The sequence below is a fragment of the Burkholderia sp. BCC1047 genome (assembly GCF_902833155.1).
GTDB classification, from domain to species: domain Bacteria; phylum Pseudomonadota; class Gammaproteobacteria; order Burkholderiales; family Burkholderiaceae; genus Burkholderia; species Burkholderia sola.
On record NZ_CADFEH010000003.1, the window covers coordinates 20330 to 39226 of the forward strand.

Below are 18897 nucleotides of genomic sequence, written 5' to 3' on the forward strand. Positions count from 1 at the left end.
TTCTCCTGATGTGTTGACGTGGGTACTGCTGGCCCTGCGTATCGCGATTGATCGCACGACCCGCTTGGCAGCCATCGTAATCGCGGGTCCCGCGGGCCAGTAGTACCGGGCGCGTGTGCACTCTGTTGTTGCTTCGGCACCAATCGTTCGTCACGCATGCCGGCGAGATTCAGTCACGCCGACACGGCGAGGACACTGCAGATTCCCTGCCGCGCCATCTTCGTATAGGGGCACAGGCGTTCTGTGTCGCGGACAAGACGTTCCGCGAACTGCCGGTCGATACCCGGCATGCGGACGGTGATATTGGCGATCAGCGCATATCCGCCATCCATCGGATCACGACCGAACGTGACTTCGACGGCCACGGTGGCGTCGCGAATATTGATCCGCTCGCGTCGCGCGAGCAGGCTCAGCGCGCCGTGAAAGCACGCGGCGTAGCCGGCGGCAAGAAGCTGTTCGGGATTGGTCCCGCCGCCCGGACCACCGAGCTCGGTCGGCAGCCGAAGATCGAGGGCGAGACAGCCGTCGTCGGAGCGCGCGACGCCCGAAGCACGGCCGTGCCCGGATTCGCCTCCGGAGACGGTGACCGTCGTCGTATAGAGCGGGGCGAATTCCCGCCCCGGGTATTTGTCGAGCAGCGTCAGCGGCGGAGGTTGCAACCTCTCGTTCTCCATACGTCTCCCGGTCTGTAATCGGCGAACGCGAACGTTCCGAATCTTGCGTATCCGGACGGTGCGTGGTGCGTCGACGCACATCGGCAACTGCCCGGTACCCTATAGCGCGATGATCGTGTGGTCGCACGGATGGTCGGCAGGATCTCCGAGCATCGCTTTCAGATCGCGCTCGATCGTGACGCACAGCGTCGAAATGGGAACGTCGTTCGCACCGCCTTCGAACGGATTCTCGGTGCTTTCGCCGACCGGGTCGAGCGACGTATACATCCACGACACCGCGACGCTGCATGGCACGACCAGCCATACCATGTTGCCGTGCATGAAGCCGCTCACGCCATCGTTCAGCCGGTTGAATTCGCTCAGAAGACCGAATGGAAGCGAAAGGCAGAAGAACCGGACGAACAGCGAGCTGACGGTCGCGTACTGTCGCGGATACGGGAAGTTCTTGAAACGTTCCGATCTCGACTGGAGCGCGATGAAATCCCCGATCGTCTTGTGAAGCTCAATATAGAAGCTCGCATTCAGCTGACCGGCCGCGTGAAGCGTCCTGAGCGCACTGCATTGCAGGTTCAGCACGAATGTCGCGATGGACGTAGAAGAGAGCGCCTGTGTCGTCTCAGACGGTGACAGGTATTTCAGCAACACTTCCCTGATGTCCTGTTCCCACTCCGGAACGCGATAGAACCGGCGGTACTCCGCGTTGTAGAGTTTGGTCGTGCTTTCCCAGACCCGAGGGCGACGCAGTTCGTATCGCAGCGCGGTCAGCCATCCAAGGTGTCGATCGATCAACGTGCGGGAAATCGCTTCGTCGCCGGCAAAATCGCGCGCGAGCTGGCCCCAGCGACGGCTCTTGCCCACGATTTCGGTCCAGATTTCCAGCGCGTCCGTTGCGCGGTTGTACGTCTGGACATTCTTGAAGCCGACGATGAACGACGTCGCGGTTCCGAGGAGAACCACGATCGTCAGCGGGATCGACAACCATGTGACGCACAGGAACTTGTACAGAATGACCGGCACAGTCCCGAAGACGAAAAGCGCGTAGATGTTCCAGCGTGTCCAGATCAGGAACTCCGACAACTTGTACGATTTTCCGAGATGCATTTCATTTGCCTCATCGAGGACTCGGCGCGTCCCCGAATGCACGGCGCAGCGGCCACGCGCGACAGAGCAGCAACGAAGGTCTTCAGCGGACAGGTGCCGCTACCGCCCGACGGGCGTCGCGTCAATCAACGACAGTCGCGATATTGACGGTGGCTTGTCTGGCCATCTTTGCGTACGGGCACAGGCGCTCCGCGGCTCGAACCAGTTCTTCCGCGATGTCTTGATCGACGCCGGGCATCCGGACGCGGACGTCGACGAGCAATGCATGGCCGCCGTCCATCGGATCGCGGCCAAATGAAACCCGCACCTCCACGACCGTATCGGCGGGTTCCATGCTGGCGCGTTGCTCGAGCAGGTTCAGCGCACCGTGAAAGCACGCGGCGAAGCCCGCCGCGAACAATTGCTCGGGGTTGGTCCCATTGCCGGGGCCGCCCAACTCGGTGGGCAGGCGCAGATCGACGGCGAGGTTCCCGTCGTCCGAGCGCACGACGCCGGATGCGCGGCCGTGTCCCGTCTCGCCACCGGACACGGTGACGCTCGTCGTATAGAGCGGCTGGAAATCCCGACCCCGATACCTGTCGAGGAGGGAGAGCGGAGGGGCCTGCAGCGTGTTGTCATTCATGATGCGTGCTCGAGTTCAGCGACGCTTCGATTCCCGGTCGTTCATTTGTCGAAGCGTGTTGCAAAGGTGGGCTGCACGGCTCGGGCAGATGGCGTCTTCACGAACAGGTGGAGCGAACGATCGTATGCGGAGCGCGGCGATCTTCCGGTGCAGCCCGAATCCAGGTTCGTCCATGGAGAAGGGCGTCCCTATGCTAGCGGAGCGCACCGTGCGACGGTATGGCCGTCGCGGGCGATTCAATGTTTCCCGTCGGACACCAATTGGGGCCGTGCCGCACGTCGGTGACACCCCACCGGGCTGCGGCCCGCGCGTCAGCGGCCGACGCAGGCGCGCAGCGTTGTCGCGTGACGCTGCGCTTCGTCCGCGTCGACGATGTTCGCGAACCCGATGACGAGGCCGCGCGGCGTGAGCCGCGTGTGGCTGTTCGCATACCAGATCGAGAGCGGCACGACCGCGAGCCCGGCGTCGCGCGCGCGTGCGGCGACGGCGACGTCGTCGACCGGCCCATCGGGCCCGTCGGTGAATCGCACCGCGAACTGGATGCCGCCCACCGGCAATTCGACGATCAGCCGCTCGCGGAACGCCTGACGCAACGCATGCACGATCAGCATGCGGCGCTCGCCGTACAGCGCGCGCATGCGCTTCAGATGGCGGGCAAAGTGCCCCTGTTCGATGAAATCGGCCAGCGCCGCTTGCAGGAGCGGCGGCGACCCGGCATTCATGCTGCACGCCACGCGTTCGACGCGCTCCACGGCGCGCTCCGGCACGACTGCGTAGGCGAGCCGCAAACCGGGGTACATCGCCTTGCTGAAGGTGCTGCAATAGATCACGCGATCGCGCCGGTCGAGACTCTTCAACGCGGGCAGCGGGCGGCCGAGATAGCGAAACTCGCTGTCGTAATCGTCCTCGACGATCCACCCCGACATTTTTTCGGCCCAGTCGAGCAGCGCGATGCGGCGGGGCAGCGACAGCGTATGCCCGAGCGGACTCTGATGCGACGGCGTCACCACCGCGAAGCGTGCCTGCGCGTCCAGCTGCATGCCGCGTTTGACGTCGATCCCGTCGGCGTCCACCGGCACGGGGACGAGTTGTACGCCGGTCTCGGACAGGAACCCGCGTGCGAGCAGATAGCCGGGATCCTCGAACCACACGCGCTCGTCCGCCCGTGCGAGGCTGCGCAGCATGAGTTCCAGCGTGGCGCGGTAGCCGCCGGTGACGAACACTTGTTCCGGCACGCAGGTGACGCCGCGCGACAGCGTCAGATAGGTGGCGATGTGTTCGCGCAGCGGCCGGTAACCGGCCGGATTCGGGTAGCCGAGCAGTGCGCGTTCGCTGCTGCGTGCGCGCTGCGACACGAGCCGGTGCCAGACCTTGCGCGGAAATGCGTCGAGCGCCGGGAGCCCGGGTTGCAGCGGGCGCGGCTCGCCGCTAAGCGCGACGGCGATCGGCTGCGCCCGGCGTGGCGGCGGAGTGTCGTTCGATCCGACTGACGCACGTTGCGCGTCGGTGTGTTCGGCGGGGGCGGGCGGCGGCTGCCTCAGCGAGACCGGCAGGGACGGCGAGACGAACGTGCCTGCCGCGCCGCGCATTTGCAGATAGCCCTCGTCGACCAGGATCGTGTAGGCCTGCTCAACCGTGCCGCGTGCCGTATTCAGTTGCGTCGCCAGGCCGCGCAGCGCGGGCACGCGATCGCCGGGGCGCAGATGACCGGCGGCGATCGCAGCCTTGAACCGCTCGCAAATCTGCAGATAGACGGGCAACTGGTGTTGCCGGTCGATTTCGATGGACAGCGGGGGCGTCTGCGCAGACATCACGGTCTCTCGGGTGGCGCGAACAGGACAGGGACAGATGCGGTATGGACCAGTCCGATCGACGATTCTTGGCACTTATGGATAGGACATGATTCTTCCACAATTGCGGCACGCCATGCGACGGTCATGACCGACTTTCAACGGATCCGACGCCGTCGCGTACCCCTCGCAGTCCAATGCAATCCATTCGTCGGGAGATTTTGTGATGAAGATCGTTGTAATCGGTGGTTCGGGCCTGATCGGCTCACGTGTCGTCACGCTGCTCGAAGAAGCGGGTCATCAGGCGCTGGCCGCCTCGCCGAGCACCGGCGTCAATACCGTCACGGGAGAGGGCCTGGCCGATGCACTGACGGACGCGGATGTGGTCGTGGACGTGGCGAACGCGCCGTCGTGGGAGCCGCAGGCGGTACTGGATTTCTTCCGCACGGCGGCACGCAATCTCGGCAAGGCCGAAGTGGCCGCGGGCGTGCGCCATCACGTCGCGCTGTCGATCGTCGGCTGCGACCGGATGCCGGAGAACGGCTATTTCCTCGCCAAGGTCGCGCAAGAACAGGCGATCGAAGCGGCGGGCGTGCCGTACACGATCGTGCGGGCGACGCAATTCATGGAATTCATCGGCGGCATTGCCGACTTCAGCACGCAAGACGGCACGGTCCGCATTGGCGACGGCCTGTTTCAGCCGATCGCTGCGGAAGACGTGTCGGCGCTCGTCGCGCAGATCGCGCTCGCCGCGCCGCGGAACGGCACGGTCGAGATCGCGGGCCCGGATCGCGCGCCGTTCGCGGAGGTCGTCGCGCGCTACCTGAAATCGGTCGGCGATCCGCGCGCGGTGGTGACCGACCGCGAGGCTCGCTACTACGGCGGCCGCGTCGAGGAAACCTCGCTGGTGCCGCTCGGGAATGCGCGACTCGGCCGCATCGGCCTCGACACCTGGCTTGCACGAGGCTGATTCGCGTTCGCACGTGCGACGGTTCGCGGGCACCCGCGGATAGCGGGCAATCGGGATGATCGGCATGGGGGCAGCGGGAAATGAATCATTCGGGACCATCGGAGTACGGCGTGCGGCGCGACCTGGCCGGTCGCGCCAATGCCCTGTCGGCGAGCTTCGGTGCGAGCTATGCGGGCATCCTGGCATTCGTTGCCGTGGCGAGCGAGGGAAGCTTCACGAAGGCCGCCGAACGGCTCGGCGTCGGGCGGCCGGCCGTGAGCCGGAACGTCCAGAAGCTGGAGGCGCAACTGAGCACGCGGCTGTTCCAGCGGACCACGCGCACGACCGAACTGACGTGCGAGGGACGGCGATTTTTCGAGAACTGCCATCAGGGCGTGGCGCAGATCGTGGAAGCGATGAACGACATGCTCGAGTTGCGGCAGGGGCCGCCGCGCGGCCTCATTCGCATCAGCTCGGCCGTGGGATTCGGCAGGAAGGTCGTGGCGCCGCTGCTGGCAAAATTCGCGGACGCGTACCCGGACATCGACATCGACCTGGTGCTCGACGACCGGCCGATCGACCTGGTGTCCGAGCGGATCGACGTGTCGTTCCGCAACGGGCGCATCGAGGATTCCAGCATCATCGCCCGCCAGTTGATTCCGATGCAGATGGCGCTCTGCGCGGCGCCGTCATACGTGGCGACGCATGGTCTCCCGAAGAGCCTGGAAGACCTCGATCGGCACGCGTGCATCAATTTCAGGTTCGCGAGCGGGCGCCTGTTCGAATGGGAGTTCAATGTCGACGGCCGCCTGCAGAAGTACCTGCCGACCTCGCGCCTCACGTTCAACGACGCGGACCTGGTATTGCGCGCGGTGCTGAACGGAGCGGGGATCGCGCAGATGGCCGGCTACCAGATTCGCGACCATCTCGCGTCGAACGAACTCGTCGTCGCGCTGGCGAAGCACGTGCCGGAAGATCGCGGCCACTACATCTGCTATCTCAGTCGGCAACATCTGCCGACACGTATTCGGATCTTCGTCGACTTCATGACCGAGCAGATACGCGCACTTGACCTGAACTGCATGACCCGTTTCAACCCGAACCTGGATGTCGCGGATGAATCATCGCCGGCATTAGCTGCTTGAAGGATCCAGGAAGGAAGACGTTGAGGGCGCGCGATTGATCTGTCGAGCATCGGGTACGGGTGAGCAGATGGATGTTGAGCCCGCGTCAGGTAGGAGTGACCTTGATTTCAGTGCAATTCACCGGTTAGAGCGATTCGCACTGCCAACACCGGTTCCCCGGACGACTACGTTTGCGCGACGTCAGTCCAGCCGCACCAGATTCCCGGTGCCGCGTCGCTAGCCGTTCGATCTACCGGACCGTTAGGCCCAGTCGTCCGGAAGCGCCGTCAGGCTTCAGATCCAAATCCACTACAACCTGGATTACCTTCAGACGGTCGAGTTCTCCCATGTTCAATATCACCAGTGCTGTTCGGTGAATCGCCGGCTCCATGAGCTGCCGGGGAGCCGGCAAGCTTACCGAGGTCCAAACGCGACATTACAACTTTGCTCTTACAACTAAAAAATTGCTAGACTTCATAATATAAAATGGAATCCTAATAATATGTGAACCGCGGCCCCACACCCTGACAAGGATGAGGATTGCGATGCGGACAGCGGAGACGCACATCGATCCATGGACCTCAATTTCCTAAGAGGGGCCAAATGCGAGGGATGATATGTGTAAGGCTGCACTAGACCAAACAGACAGCGTCAGATCGTGTGACTCAGTTCGGCCGAAGCTGTGTAAAAACGCCTGAACCATACAGTAGAGCACTCGTGCGAGCGCGTTTGCGTGGGGGTCGGATTGCGGGCTGGTGACCTGATCGTGCTACGCCAGTTAGGGGCGTCAACGCGTGAACTCGGCAATGGTCTTGAAGTCTGGTGCGAGCCGGCCAGTCAGCCACATCAACTCGACGTTGCGCTGGCACTCTCACTTCAGACGTCGGCTCGACTGCACGCGATTGAGATAGCCGTAGATGTAGATCTTGAGCAGCGCCGCCGGATGGTAAGAGGGCCGGCCAGTCGCCGCTGGTGTGGCGCCCGGGAATCCGAGCGAGACCAGTTCAAGCTTCTCTACAAACGCATCGATGATCCTGACTGGGTTGTCCTCGGCGATGAAGTCATCGAGACATTCTGGAAGCAATGTTACTTGATTGCGGTCCTCGCCTTCGACAAAACGCCCCATCATCGCCTCGCATAGGAACGGGTTGATTCAGTCTAGGTGATCGCGTACGTTTTCACACAGCCTCGGTCGGTAACGGCCCGTCCTCGAAAGTGCGGGCATAGGTCTCGGCGTAGCTTTGTGCGCCGAGCCTTGTCAGATTGGGTGCAGGTACAGCTGAATCATCGGGCCGTGTGCAGCTTCCGCTGTAAGCAGTCTTGTGTAATCGCCGGTGGTTATCAACTTCCCGACACCGTCTTTGCCTCTCCACCGCTCGCGTAAGTCTCGGCAATAGGCGTAAGGAGATGATCGAGGCCGGCTTGCTGCAGCATCCACGATTCAATTTTATCGTGCCACATGCGCAAAAGATCCAGCGACCGACGTCGATAGTGTTTCTCGGCCAGCGCAGACGGCTTGTGGCCTTGGATCTGCGCAACAACACCGACAGGGACTTCAACCCATTCCGAAAGCGTACCGAACGACCGGCGCAGTCCATGCAATGTAAGGTGCGGCAGGCCGGCAGCTTCGATTGCACCATTGTGGGCCTTTCTGGGCTCGGCGATCTTTCCGCCCTCTGATCTGTTGCTGGTGAACACCCATTCAGAGGGTGACCAAGATTTTCCCTTTTCGGTGAGGCTGGCCAACTGCCGTCTGTTCGGCGGCATCTCGTTCGTCTGCTTGAGATTCGTCAGGAGGCTCGCTAGGTACGGTGTGAGTGGGATAGTGCGACCGCCGGTCCCCTCGATCTTGTCGTTCATGGTCAGACTGCGCCAGCGGAAGTCCACGTCCTTCCAACGCAATGCGGCGAGTTCTTCGCGGCGAGCTCCAGTAAGCAGGAGCCCCTGCAAGTATGCGCTGATAACCGCATTGTCTATTTGACGTACGGCGCTGAACCATGCAAGCAGCTGTTCTCTCTGGAGGCAATCGCTTTTTGCCTTGGTGCGTGGTACTGCTGCGCGCACGGCTCGAGCGGCATACGCATTTGGAGCAATAGATCCTGAGTATTCCGGCGTGTCATCGCACCACCGAATGAATGCACGCAGTTTGCGGTAACTCTGCTCGGCGTTCGTTGGTCGCTTTTCTGCTTCGGCTTCAAGCCAAGTAGCCACTCGCTCGGCATTGAGATCCGTCAGCTTCAGCGGCATTAGTGTCGCCAGCGGCCCAGGAATCGTCGTCCCACGTCCACGCTTCCAAGGTAGGCCGCCTGCTTGTGCGAGCTTCTCGTGATCGTAGTAGTGTCGATCACTCCATTTGCTGCGGTGTGCGTCCAGATATGCCGACCACGCCTCCGATACAGTTGCGTTTTGCCTGAGGGATTCGAGTTTGCGGGCTTCATGCTCAGCACGCTGTTCCGCTCTTTCTTCGCGAGGATCAATGCCGCGATCCATCAGCGCTTTAAGTCGGGCCGCTTCCTGTCTCGCACCGAGGCGTTCGATCGTTTTTCCGGTGGCTGCGTCGGTCGTGGCGTGTCGCTCGAGTAGCCACGCGTTGGGCGAGCCGATGGTGATGCGAACGGTCTTGCCAAACAAGCGGCCCTCGAATACGTAGGACTTCACGCCCGAAGCCGTGACGCGAAGACCGAGCCCTTGCTGCTTCTTGTCCCAGTAGATCGTCTGTTGTCGTCCAGGTGCACACTCGTAACCCGTCACGCGTTCGATCGTGAAATTTTCCTTTGTCACCGGTAGTCCCCGCTTGTAGTGCCATGTAGGCGCCGTGTAGGGGAATTCTAGGGATATTGGTCAATCCGAGTCAACATCGTAGGGTGGCGAATGATTAAAATATCGTTATATTTCAAGCGGATGGAGAAATGTGGGGATGTCGATCAATCTTGATCCAAGTGATGGCGCTCGGCCTTCTAAGCCGTAGGTCACACGTTCGAATCGTGTAGGGCGGGCCAATGAAATCAATGCATTGGCTGATATTTTCAATTTGCCTTTTTCCTTTATCGAGTTGCGTGTTCACGCAGCGTGTGGCTTTTATAGTCAACCCGGATCGTACCCAGTCCATGTGAGAACGGCGATGCGCGCATAGCGTGTCCAATTTGCACGGCAAGCAGAAAGGCGTTGCTTGTCCGAGCAGTATGTCGGCCGTAGCCGCGCTATCAATTTGTTTGGCAGTCCGTTGCTTATCCCTCGTCGAACCGGCTTGCGGCATTCAACCGACACACCAACGACGGGCGCGGCCAAGTTGCCGATCGACAAGATCGGCAACGCGCGGCCTGGCTACGCGACGCGTCGGCGTATCGCCGCAAGTCCGCGCGCTGCGCATTCCCTCTTCCGAACGCCGGAATCGGCCGCGCGACATCGCACGGGCGTCCGGCTCTTGCACACCAATTCCCGCAACAAACCGACGCACTGACGACCGCATCGAAATGCCGCAAACGCGATCCCACACAGTCGCGCCCTCCCGCATTCGATCGCCGCAGCGCAACAATCCGCAACAACCCGCGACAACGGCCTTGCCCCGCGCCTCCGCCTTGCAGTCGCAACGGATGCCACCTATATATATGACTAATCGACTCGTACCACGGCAGCGGTGCGGCACGCGGCGGGGCGCATCGTCAGATCAGAACAACCGGGTGCCGAACGGGAGCCCTACATGGACGAGAGTGTGTCAGTCGCACCAATGTATTCCCGCACCTGGTCTTCGAACCTACTGCGCGCACTCGCGCGTCCCGGCGGCAGGCAGGTGTTGGCGCTGATCGCATGCTGCGCCGCACTGGGCGGCCAGGGCGCCGGATTCGCGGCGGAGCCCGGCGTGACCGGCGACACGATCCGCCTAGGCATGGTCAACGCGCAATCGGGCAATTCCGCCGGCCTCGGACATGGGCTGCTGATCGGCGCGCAAGCCGTATTCGACGACGCGAACGCTCGCGGCGGCGTGCACGGGCGAAAAATCGACCTCGTCGTCGCCGACGATCGCTACGAACCCGACCGGACGGTGGACAACACGCTGGACATGATCGAGCGGGGCAACGTGCTGGCGCTGTTCGGCTACGTCGGCACGCCGACGACCACCGCGGTGCTGCCGATGATCCGGGACGCCGGCATTCCGCTCGTCGGTACGTTCAGCGGCGCGATGGCGCTGCGCAAGCCGGTCACGCCGGAGGTCTTCAACATCCGGGCGAGCTATGACGACGAAACGCGCGCGCTGGTCGATCATTTGATCGCACACGACCGCGCGACGCGTTTCGCGGTGTTCTACCAGGACGACGGCTTCGGGCTCGCGGTGCTGGCGGGCACGCGGCTCGCGCTGCGCCGCCATGGCCTCGACGTCGTCGCCACCGGCACGTTCCGCCGCGGCACGACGGCGGTCGACACGGGTCTCGCGGCCGTACTCGAAGGGCGGCCCGACGTCGTCATCATGGTCGGCCCGTATACGCCGGTCGCCGCATTCGTTCGCGCCGCGCACCGCGAAGGCCTCACGGCCCATCTCGCGGCGGTGTCGTTCGTCGGCTCCGACGACCTGTTGCGCCTCATCGGCGACGAAGGGAATGGCATGCTGATTTCGCAGGTCGTGCCGCTGCCGCAGAGCGATCGCCCGGTAATCCGGGACTGCGCGCGGCTCATCGCCCAGCGCTTTCCGGACGAGCACATCGGCGTGGTGCACATCGAGGGCTGCCTCGACGCGAAGGTCGCGCTGATCGGGCTGGAGCGCGCGGGGCCGGCGCCCACGCGGGCAACGCTGAAGCAGGCGCTCGAATCGATCCGGCATCTCGACCTCGGCGGCCTGGTGGTCAACCTGAGCACCGACGATCATCAGGCGCTGAACGACGTGTTCCTCACCGAAATCGCGCACGGGCACGTCACGCCGCTGGCCGTGCCGGCGCAATGAGCGGCGGATGGCCGTCAGGCCATTCCGATCCTGGAGGGCTGCATGGACATCAAGGCGAAGCTCGTCACCAGTACCAGCCTGATGCTGCTGGGCGCGGTGGCGATTTCGGTGACCAGCCTGATCGCGGTGCACGGCATTGCGTCCGGTGTGCGCACGCTGACGACGGAATCGCTGCCGCTGCAGGTGCGCAGCAACGAACTCCAGCGCGCGTATGCGGAACTCGCGGTGGAGTTCGGCCGGCTCGAGCACGCACAGGATGCGTCGGAGCGGCAGCAGTCGTCGTCGCAGATCGAAACGCAATTGCAGCGGATCGCCGGCATCACGGCCGCCGTGCGCGCGATCGACCGGCACGGTATCGACGAACCGTCCACCGATCTGCGGACGATGCTCCAGTCGATGAACGAAGGCGTCGACAAGCGGCTGCGCGGCGATGCGCAACTCGTCGCCGAGCGCCGGCTGATCGAACGCGTGCAGGCGCGGGGCGCCGCGCTGCTGACCGAGATCGGCAAGGAAACCGAGCGGCTGGACAACGACGCCGATGCGGCGGTGAGCGGCGCGCTCGCGGCCAACACCGCATACAACCGGACGATTCATGCGCTCGACCAGGTTCGCACGAACGTCAAGGACATCATCACCGTCACCGGCCGCGTCGACGTCGCGCCGAACCGATACCGGCTCGCGCCGTTGCGCGAGCGCATGCAGGCGTCGATCGACGGTGCGCGCCATGCGCTGGCGCTCGCGGTGCCGAACCTCGAGGCCGCCACCGCACAGGGCGTGACGACCGCACTCGGGCGCGTGGCGGCCGACATCCTCGACGGCCACGAGGGCCTCGTCGCGCTGCGCGGCGCCATGTTCGCCGAGCCGTCCGTCGCGGCCCGCTACCGCGCGAAAGAGGACAGTGTGCTGCAGTCGCTCGAGGCGCTGGACGCAAAGCTCGCGGAGATCGCAGATCCGTTCGCATTGCAGATCGTCAAGGCGCGACAGCGTCTCGACGAGGCGATCGAATTCCGGCGGCGAGCCGCGCGGGTCGCGTCGCTGTCGGCGATCGTGAACGGCGGCATCAGCGCTTTGGCGTTCGACCTGCGGATGATCGCGCAAAGCGACGGCAACGACCGTCTGGCGCGCGGCGACGACGAGCTGCACAAGAACATCGGTGCGCTCGCCGCATCCGCCGGCGCACTGCGCGATGCGCTCGCCGCGGACGGCCCGGGCAACGTGAAGCGCGCCCAGGAGGTGGTCGGACTGACCACGGAGCTGTCCGGATCCGCGCGCCGCATCCTCGCGGTGAAGTCCGACATGCTGGCCAACGACGTGGCCATGCAGGGCATCGTCGCGGACGTCGACACGACGGCCAATCGCCTCGCGGCCTACACGGAGCAGGAGGCCGTGCGCGTCGACCTTCAGCAGCGCGGCATCGTATCGGACGTCTACCGGGCCGTGGCGACCGCGATCCTGATGATCGTGGGCGTATCGTTCCTGCTCGCGATCGGCGGGCTGCTGATCAGTCATCGGCTCGGCGCGTCGATCTCCGGGCCGCTGTCGCGCCTGACGCGCACGATGGCGCGCATTCGCAGCGGCAGCGACCTGTCGTTGCGCATGACGCACAAAGGCCGCGACGAAGTCGCGGCGCTGGTCGCCGGCTTCAACATGATGCTCGACGAAATCGAACGCCGCGACGTCGATTTGAAGGCGGCGATCGCCACGGCCGAAGCCGCGAATTCGGCGAAATCGGAGTTTCTCGCGCGGATGAGCCACGAGATCCGCACGCCGATGAACGGCGTGCTCGGCATGACCGAGCTGCTGCAGCGCACGCGGCTGACGTCGAAGCAGCGCAAGTTCGTCGACACCGTGTATCGATCCGGGCAGACGCTGCTCGTGCTGATCGACGACATTCTGGATTTCTCGAAGATCGAGGCGGGCAAGCTGACGCTGGAGCGCATCGATTTCAATCTGCATCAATTGCTCGACGATGTCGTCGCGCTGCTGGAGCCGAACGCGCAACGCAAGGCGCTTGCGCTCGTGTACCGGCGCGGCGACACCGTTCCCGAATGGATGCGCGGCGACCCGGTGCGGTTGCGCCAGGTGCTCACGAACCTGCTGGGCAATGCGATCAAGTTCACCGAGCACGGGCACGTCGCGCTCAGCGTGTCGTATGCGGACGACGGCCGCATCGTGTTCACGATCGCCGACACCGGCATCGGCATCGCGCCCGAGGTGGCCGCGCAGTTGTTCCGGCCGTTCCAGCAGGCCGACAACTCGACCGCGCGCAAATACGGCGGAACCGGGCTCGGCCTCGTGATTTCCCGGCAGCTGGCCGAGATGATGGGCGGCGCGCTCACGCTCGAATCGACACCCGGCCAGGGCTCGGTGTTCACCGTGACGACCCCGTTCGAGCCGGCGTCCGGGGAGGTCGGCGTCGCATCGGAGGCACGGCCGTCGCTCGCCGGCCTGAAGGTGCTGATCGTGGACGACAGCGAAACCGATCGCAGCGTGCTGCTCGAACATGCGATCGAATGGCAGCTGTGCGTCGCCACGGCGATCGGCGGCGACGACGCGCTGGCGCAGTTGCGTGCGGCGGTCGCCGACGGCGCGCCGTTCGATCTCGCGATCGTCGACGTGCGGATGCCGGGCATGGACGGCATCTCGCTCGTGCAGTACATCCGCCGCGATCCGTCGCTGCGTGCGCTCAGGATCATCACGCTGACCGCGTTCGAGATGATGGACAGCGTGCTGGTCGCGCACGAACTCGACATCGCCGCCCGGCTGACGAAGCCGCTCCATGGCGCCGATCTCCATGCGGCCATCGCGTCGGCGATGCACGTGATGCCGCCGCGGCTGACGTCTGCTGAGCCGGTGTCCGACGACGCCGCCGCGGGTCCGCGCCGGCCGCTCGACGAGATCGCGGCGCGCGTGCTGCTGGTGGAGGACAACGTCGTGAATCAGCAGATCGCGCTCGCGATGCTGGAGGACACCGCCTATCAGGTCGACGTGGCCGACGACGGCGAGCAGGCGCTGCAGCGGCTGGCGGACGACGGTTTCGACGTCGTTCTGATGGACTGCCAGATGCCGAAGCTCGACGGCTTCGAGGCGACGCGGCAACTGCGCCGTCGCGAAGCCGAAGCCGGCGCGCCGCGCATGCCGGTGATCGCACTGACGGCCAATGCGCTCAGCGGCGACCGCGAGCGCTGCCTGGCCGCCGGGATGGACGACTATCTCGGCAAGCCGTTTCGCCGCGATGCGCTGCTGCAGATGCTCGCGCGCCATGTCGGCGGCGCGGCGTGCGCGCCGGCAACCGAAAGCGATGCGGCGACGACAGGCGACGACATCGATACGCGTCCGGAAGCGGGCGGTGGCGCGGCCCCCGATCTGGACGACGACGCCAGCGTGATCGACCAGAAGGCGCTCGATGCATTGCGCGCGCTTCAGCGGCCGGGTCGCCCGGATGTCCTGACGCGGATCATCGATCAATTCGCGGCGGATGCGCCGCGGCTGATCCGCGACATGCATGCGGCGGTCGAAGCGGGCGACGCCGATGCGCTGAAGCTGGCCGCCCATACGCTGAAATCGAGCAGCGCGAACGTCGGCGCGCACCTGCTGTCGGCGCGTTGTCGCGCGATCGAGCAACTGGCGCGCGCCGCCGACGTCGGCGCGGCGGTGGAGCTGGTCGCCGGTACGGACGCGGAATTCGGGCACGCGCACGCGGCGCTGATCGCGGAGCGCGTCGAAGGTTGAACGGACGGCCGACCGGCCGATCGCCAGGGCGATCGCGCGGCGGCAAAACAGGAGGATGCTCGTGAACCAGGAACATGCCGATGTGCCGGCGATTCTGATCATCGACGACGACGCCATGACGCGCATGCTGGTCGTGGAGACGCTCGAACCCGAAGGCTTCCGCGTCGAGGAAGCGACGGGGCCGCAGGAGGGCATCGACGCGTTCCTGCGCCATCGTCCGGTCGTGGTCCTGCTCGACGTCGAAATGCCCGGCGGCGACGGGTTCGACTGTTGCCGCGCATTGCGCGCGTTGCCCGAGGGCCGCCGCGTGCCGATCGTCATGCTCACGGGCAACGACGACGACGCATCGATCGCCAGCGCATTCGACGCCGGCGCGACCGACTTCGTGTCGAAGCCGATGCGGTGGAAGCTGCTCGGGTATCGGGTCCGCTATCTGCTGCGCGCGGCCGCGGCGGTCGAAAAGCTGGCGACGACCGAGATCAGCCTCACGCATGCGCAGGCGCTCGCGCACCTCGGCAACTGGGAATACCAGGCCGGGCGGACGGACGGCTACTGGTCGCCGGAGCTGTACCGGATTCTCGGGCTCGACGCCGCCCACACGCCGCCGACCTTCGAGCGCCTAGTGCAGGCCGTGCCGCCCGACGAGCAGCCGCTCCTTGTGCAGTCCTACACGAGCCTGCGCACCGAAGGCGTCGCGTTCTCGATCGAGCATCGGCTGATCCATGCGGACGGCACCGAGCGCTGCGTGCTGCACTAGGCGGAGTCCGGCCGCGATCCGAACCACGCGATCATCCTGCGCGGCATCGTGCAGGACATCACCGAACGCAAGATGCAGCAGGGGCGGATCGAATACCTCGCCAATCACGACGCGCTGACCGGCCTGCCGAACCGCAACCTGCTCGGCGACCGGATGGAGCAGGCGATGTCGCAGGCGCGGCGCACCGGGCAGTTGATCGCGGTGATGGTGCTCGACCTGGACCGCTTCAAGCACATCAACGACAGCTTCGGTCACTCGGCCGGCGACGGGCTGCTGCGGGTCGTCGCCGCGCGCCTGAAGAGTTCGGTGCGCGACGGCGACACGGTCGCGCGGCTCGGCGGCGACGAGTTCGTCGTGATGCTGGTCAACCTCGCGACGGCGTCGGACGCGGACGCGATCGCCCGCAAGATCCTGGACACCTTCCTTGCGCCGTTCGTGCTCGACGGCCACGACCTGCACGTGACGACCAGCGTCGGCGTCAGCCTTTACCCGACCGACGGCACCGACGCGGAGACGCTGCTGAAGACGGCCGACGCCGCGCTGTATTGCGCGAAGGAACACGGGCGCAATTGCTACAGCTTCTATACGCGTGAACTGGGCGCGCGCGTCGAAGAGCAGACCATCCTCGAAAACGCGCTGCATCAGGCGGTCTCGAACGGCGAACTCGAGCTGTACTACCAGCCGAAGGTCGATCTCAAGACCGGTCAGATCAGCGGCGTCGAAGCGCTGATTCGCTGGCGACGTCCGGGAATCGGCGTGATTCCGCCCGACCGTTTCATCCCGATCGCCGAAGAAACCGGGCTGATTCTGCCGATCGGAGAATGGGTGTTGCGCACCGCGTGCGCGCAGGCCGTCGCGTGGCGCCGGGAAGGGCATCCGCCGATCCGGATTGCCGTCAACCTGTCCGCGCGCCAGTTCCGGCAGCAGGACGTGGCCGACATGGTGCGCACGGCGCTCGCGGAAACCGGTCTCGAGCCCGACTCGCTCGAACTGGAGCTGACCGAAAGCGTGCTGATGGAGGACTCCCATGCGATCGCACATACGCTGCGCGAACTGAAGGCGCTCGGCGTCGTGCTGTCGCTGGACGATTTCGGCACCGGCTATTCGAGCCTGTCGTACCTGAAGGACTTGCCGATCGACGTCGTCAAGATCGATCGTTCGTTCCTCAGCGACGTCACCACCAGCGCGGAAGGTGCGTCGTTGACGCGCTCGATCATCGCGATGGCCGAGTCGCTGCACATGGAAACCGTGGCCGAGGGCGTGGAGACGGAGGCCCAGCTGTCGTTCCTGAACCGGCATCGCTGCCATGCGATGCAGGGCTACTACTTCAGCCATCCGGTCACCGGCGACGAGATCGCCGACATGTTGTCCGCCGGCTCGGAGTTGCCCGAGCACTGCCGGCAGCGCGAACTGCTGCACCGTACGCTGCTGCTGGTGGACGACGACCGCGCGGTCCTGCAGATGCTCAGGCAGGCGCTCGGCCGCGACGGCTACGAGATCCTCGCCACCACCGATCCCGACGAGGCGCTCGACCTGCTCGCGCAGCATCGCGTCGGCGTGATCGTGTCGGATTTCCGGATGCCGAGCGTGTCCGGGCTCGACTTGCTGCAGCGTGTGAAGGCGCTGTACCCGGACATCGTGCGCATCCTGCTGTCCAGCTACGGCGACGGCGCGTCGATCCCGGACGCGTCCGGCAACGGGTCCGTTCAGAAGGTGCTGATCAAGCCATGGGATGTCGCGCTGCTGCGCAAGCACATCACCGAGTCGTTCCAGCGGTTCGAGCACACGTCGATGAGCGGGGCGGATCTCGGCGTGGCCCGCCTCGGCATCCGCCCGTCGCCGCTGCGCTCGCTCGGCGGGGCGGAGCCGCGCGATCGCCGTTGACCGGAACGCGCCGACGCGCTCGCGGAACGCGTTTCGCGCGACGCCGGGGGCGGCTATCGGAATTCGATACCCGGGCAATAAAGAGGACTGCCCGGCAATCGAAAATGGAACAAATGCGTAAATTGTGCGCGATTCGGAAAATCATTCCGGCCGACGCCGTAAGACTATTAACGTAGCTAGCGACCACATAATGCGGAGGCGCGATAATACGCCGACTGCCGGGATCTCGATTCACGTGTGAACAGGCTTTTTCATAAATACATTTCGACGCTAAATTATTTGAAAACGCCAAAAAAATTGTCTATACCCTAGACGAACGACTGGATCCGCATCATGCCGATGCGGGGCGGGCGACAAGCGAGCGTGGGTAATGGAGGATTCCATTGCCGCCGAACTCGCGTTGCAGCGATCGAAGGGATTCCGGGGGATGCGAACGGCCCGTTGCCAGGCCTGCCGCATGAGTCATGAATGGGCGAAACGCAGTGAACGCCACCGAAGCAACGCCGCGTCTTTACATTCAACGGTCGATCAACGACCCCGTCACACGGAGGTTGTCATGCTGCACTACGTCAAATCCCTGCTGCGCGATGAACGCGGCGTCAGCTCGCTCGAATACGCGGTCCTCGCCGGCATCGTCGTCGTCGCGCTGGCTGCGGTCGGGGTGATCCTGAGCAGCAACACCGGCGGTCTGCCGGCCGTGTTCACGTCGCTGATCAACAAGGTCACGGCGCTGATCTGATCCCCCTGAACCCGCGCGCCGCCGACGGATACACGGATCCTCAGCGGTACGACGTATCCAGCCGGGGCGCGCCGACGGACGGCTCTCCGATGCTCCATCTCGTACAGTCGGCGGCGACGCTCGTGCTGATGTCGCTCGCGCTGCAGGACGTGCGCGCGCGGCGCCTGTCGAACCGTGCGGTGCTCGCGTTCGCGATGCTGTATTTCGTCGCGGCCGCGCTCGCGCGCGAAGGGCTCGCGCAACTCGCCGCGCACGTCGCGACCGCCGCGGCGATGCTGCTGCTGTTCGCCGGACTGCGTCACGCCGGCTGGATCGGCGGCGGCGACGTGAAGCTGGCGGCGGCCGTGTTCCTGTGGGCCGGCCCGGCGCTCGCGTTCCCGGTGTTGACGATCGTCGGGGCGAGCGGCGTCGCATGCGGCGTCGCGATGCTCGCGGCTGTGGCGTGGCAGCGTCGCCGCATCGCGCCGGCACCCGCGATCGACACGCGTGGCGTGCCGTACGGCATCGCGCTCGCGCTCGGCGGCGCACTGGCCGTCTGGGCGCCATTTCCTCACGCGGTTTCGCTCACCTAGCGGGGACGCACGCCGCC

13 protein-coding genes and 1 pseudogene are annotated in these 18897 nt (G+C 64.8%); 8 read left to right on the top strand and 6 right to left on the bottom strand.

Annotated elements, in window-relative coordinates; all coding sequences use genetic code 11:
- Nucleotides 1-173: 173 nt before the first annotated feature.
- From HWX55_RS04100 to HWX55_RS04115, 4 genes are all read right to left on the bottom strand, one after another.
- The gene (locus HWX55_RS04100; protein ID WP_175974181.1) at nucleotides 174-674 is read right to left on the bottom strand and encodes an Ohr family peroxiredoxin; all 501 of its coding nucleotides are present in this window, start codon (nucleotides 672-674) and stop codon (nucleotides 174-176) included.
- A gap of 99 nt (nucleotides 675-773) precedes the next feature.
- Nucleotides 774-1775: a bestrophin family ion channel gene (locus HWX55_RS04105; protein ID WP_175974183.1), complete on the bottom strand. Its 1002-nt coding sequence runs from the start codon at nucleotides 1773-1775 to the stop codon at nucleotides 774-776.
- A 121-nt stretch (nucleotides 1776-1896) separates the two neighbouring features.
- Complete coding sequence (locus HWX55_RS04110; protein ID WP_175974185.1) at nucleotides 1897-2397, bottom strand: Ohr family peroxiredoxin; 501 nt, start codon at nucleotides 2395-2397, stop codon at nucleotides 1897-1899.
- A 311-nt stretch (nucleotides 2398-2708) separates the two neighbouring features.
- Nucleotides 2709-4208 (bottom strand): PLP-dependent aminotransferase family protein, encoded by a 1500-nt coding sequence (locus HWX55_RS04115; protein WP_175974188.1) that lies wholly within the window; start codon nucleotides 4206-4208, stop codon nucleotides 2709-2711.
- A 205-nt stretch (nucleotides 4209-4413) separates the two neighbouring features.
- Between HWX55_RS04115 and HWX55_RS04120 the strand changes: the two genes are divergently transcribed.
- Both HWX55_RS04120 and HWX55_RS04125 read left to right on the top strand, forming a co-directional pair.
- Entirely contained in the window at nucleotides 4414-5157 is a 744-nt protein-coding gene (locus HWX55_RS04120; protein ID WP_175974190.1) for an SDR family oxidoreductase, read from the top strand.
- 80 nt (nucleotides 5158-5237) lie between these two features.
- The gene (locus HWX55_RS04125; protein WP_175974192.1) at nucleotides 5238-6281 is read left to right on the top strand and encodes a LysR family transcriptional regulator; all 1044 of its coding nucleotides are present in this window, start codon (nucleotides 5238-5240) and stop codon (nucleotides 6279-6281) included.
- A 775-nt stretch (nucleotides 6282-7056) separates the two neighbouring features.
- On the opposite strand, the pseudogene HWX55_RS04130 reads toward HWX55_RS04125, so the two are convergent.
- Both HWX55_RS04130 and HWX55_RS04135 read right to left on the bottom strand, forming a co-directional pair.
- Nucleotides 7057-7386: pseudogene (locus HWX55_RS04130) on the bottom strand (transposase); the annotation flags it as partial.
- Nucleotides 7387-7601: 215 nt separating this feature from the next.
- Nucleotides 7602-9041, bottom strand: coding sequence for an integrase family protein (locus tag HWX55_RS04135; protein ID WP_175974194.1), 1440 nt, complete (start codon nucleotides 9039-9041; stop codon nucleotides 7602-7604).
- 1009 nt (nucleotides 9042-10050) lie between these two features.
- Between HWX55_RS04135 and HWX55_RS04140 the strand changes: the two genes are divergently transcribed.
- The 6 genes from HWX55_RS04140 to HWX55_RS04160 all read left to right on the top strand — a co-directional run bounded on the left by HWX55_RS04140 (nucleotide 10051) and on the right by HWX55_RS04160 (nucleotide 18880).
- Entirely contained in the window at nucleotides 10051-11196 is a 1146-nt protein-coding gene (locus tag HWX55_RS04140) for an ABC transporter substrate-binding protein (protein WP_244140481.1), read from the top strand.
- Between the two features lie 42 nt (nucleotides 11197-11238).
- On the top strand, nucleotides 11239-14928 hold the full coding sequence (locus HWX55_RS04145; protein WP_175974197.1) for a response regulator: 3690 nt from the start codon (nucleotides 11239-11241) through the stop codon (nucleotides 14926-14928).
- 61 nt (nucleotides 14929-14989) lie between these two features.
- Nucleotides 14990-15685, top strand: a complete 696-nt coding sequence (locus HWX55_RS35995) for a response regulator (RefSeq protein ID WP_244140482.1) — start codon at nucleotides 14990-14992, stop codon at nucleotides 15683-15685.
- Between the two features lie 48 nt (nucleotides 15686-15733).
- Nucleotides 15734-17569: an EAL domain-containing protein gene (locus HWX55_RS04150; RefSeq protein WP_244140483.1), complete on the top strand. Its 1836-nt coding sequence runs from the start codon at nucleotides 15734-15736 to the stop codon at nucleotides 17567-17569.
- Nucleotides 17570-18125: 556 nt separating this feature from the next.
- Nucleotides 18126-18308 carry a Flp family type IVb pilin gene (locus tag HWX55_RS04155; protein WP_050013708.1) on the top strand — a complete coding sequence of 61 codons (183 nt, stop codon included), beginning with the start codon at nucleotides 18126-18128 and terminating at the stop codon, nucleotides 18306-18308.
- A gap of 89 nt (nucleotides 18309-18397) precedes the next feature.
- Nucleotides 18398-18880, top strand: a complete 483-nt coding sequence (locus tag HWX55_RS04160; RefSeq protein ID WP_175974199.1) for a prepilin peptidase — start codon at nucleotides 18398-18400, stop codon at nucleotides 18878-18880.
- The last annotated feature ends 17 nt before the right edge of the window (nucleotides 18881-18897 follow it).

Coding starts and splice junctions, on each gene's coding strand:
- HWX55_RS04100 (WP_175974181.1), bottom strand. CDS start 674: ATGGAGAACGAGAGGTTGCAACCTCCGCCGCTGACGCTGCTCGACAAA.
- HWX55_RS04105 (WP_175974183.1), bottom strand. CDS start 1,775: ATGCATCTCGGAAAATCGTACAAGTTGTCGGAGTTCCTGATCTGGACA.
- HWX55_RS04110 (WP_175974185.1), bottom strand. CDS start 2,397: ATGAATGACAACACGCTGCAGGCCCCTCCGCTCTCCCTCCTCGACAGG.
- HWX55_RS04115 (WP_175974188.1), bottom strand. CDS start 4,208: ATGTCTGCGCAGACGCCCCCGCTGTCCATCGAAATCGACCGGCAACAC.
- HWX55_RS04120 (WP_175974190.1), top strand. CDS start 4,414: ATGAAGATCGTTGTAATCGGTGGTTCGGGCCTGATCGGCTCACGTGTC.
- HWX55_RS04125 (WP_175974192.1), top strand. CDS start 5,238: ATGAATCATTCGGGACCATCGGAGTACGGCGTGCGGCGCGACCTGGCC.
- HWX55_RS04145 (WP_175974197.1), top strand. CDS start 11,239: ATGGACATCAAGGCGAAGCTCGTCACCAGTACCAGCCTGATGCTGCTG.
- HWX55_RS04155 (WP_050013708.1), top strand. CDS start 18,126: ATGCTGCACTACGTCAAATCCCTGCTGCGCGATGAACGCGGCGTCAGC.
- HWX55_RS04160 (WP_175974199.1), top strand. CDS start 18,398: ATGCTCCATCTCGTACAGTCGGCGGCGACGCTCGTGCTGATGTCGCTC.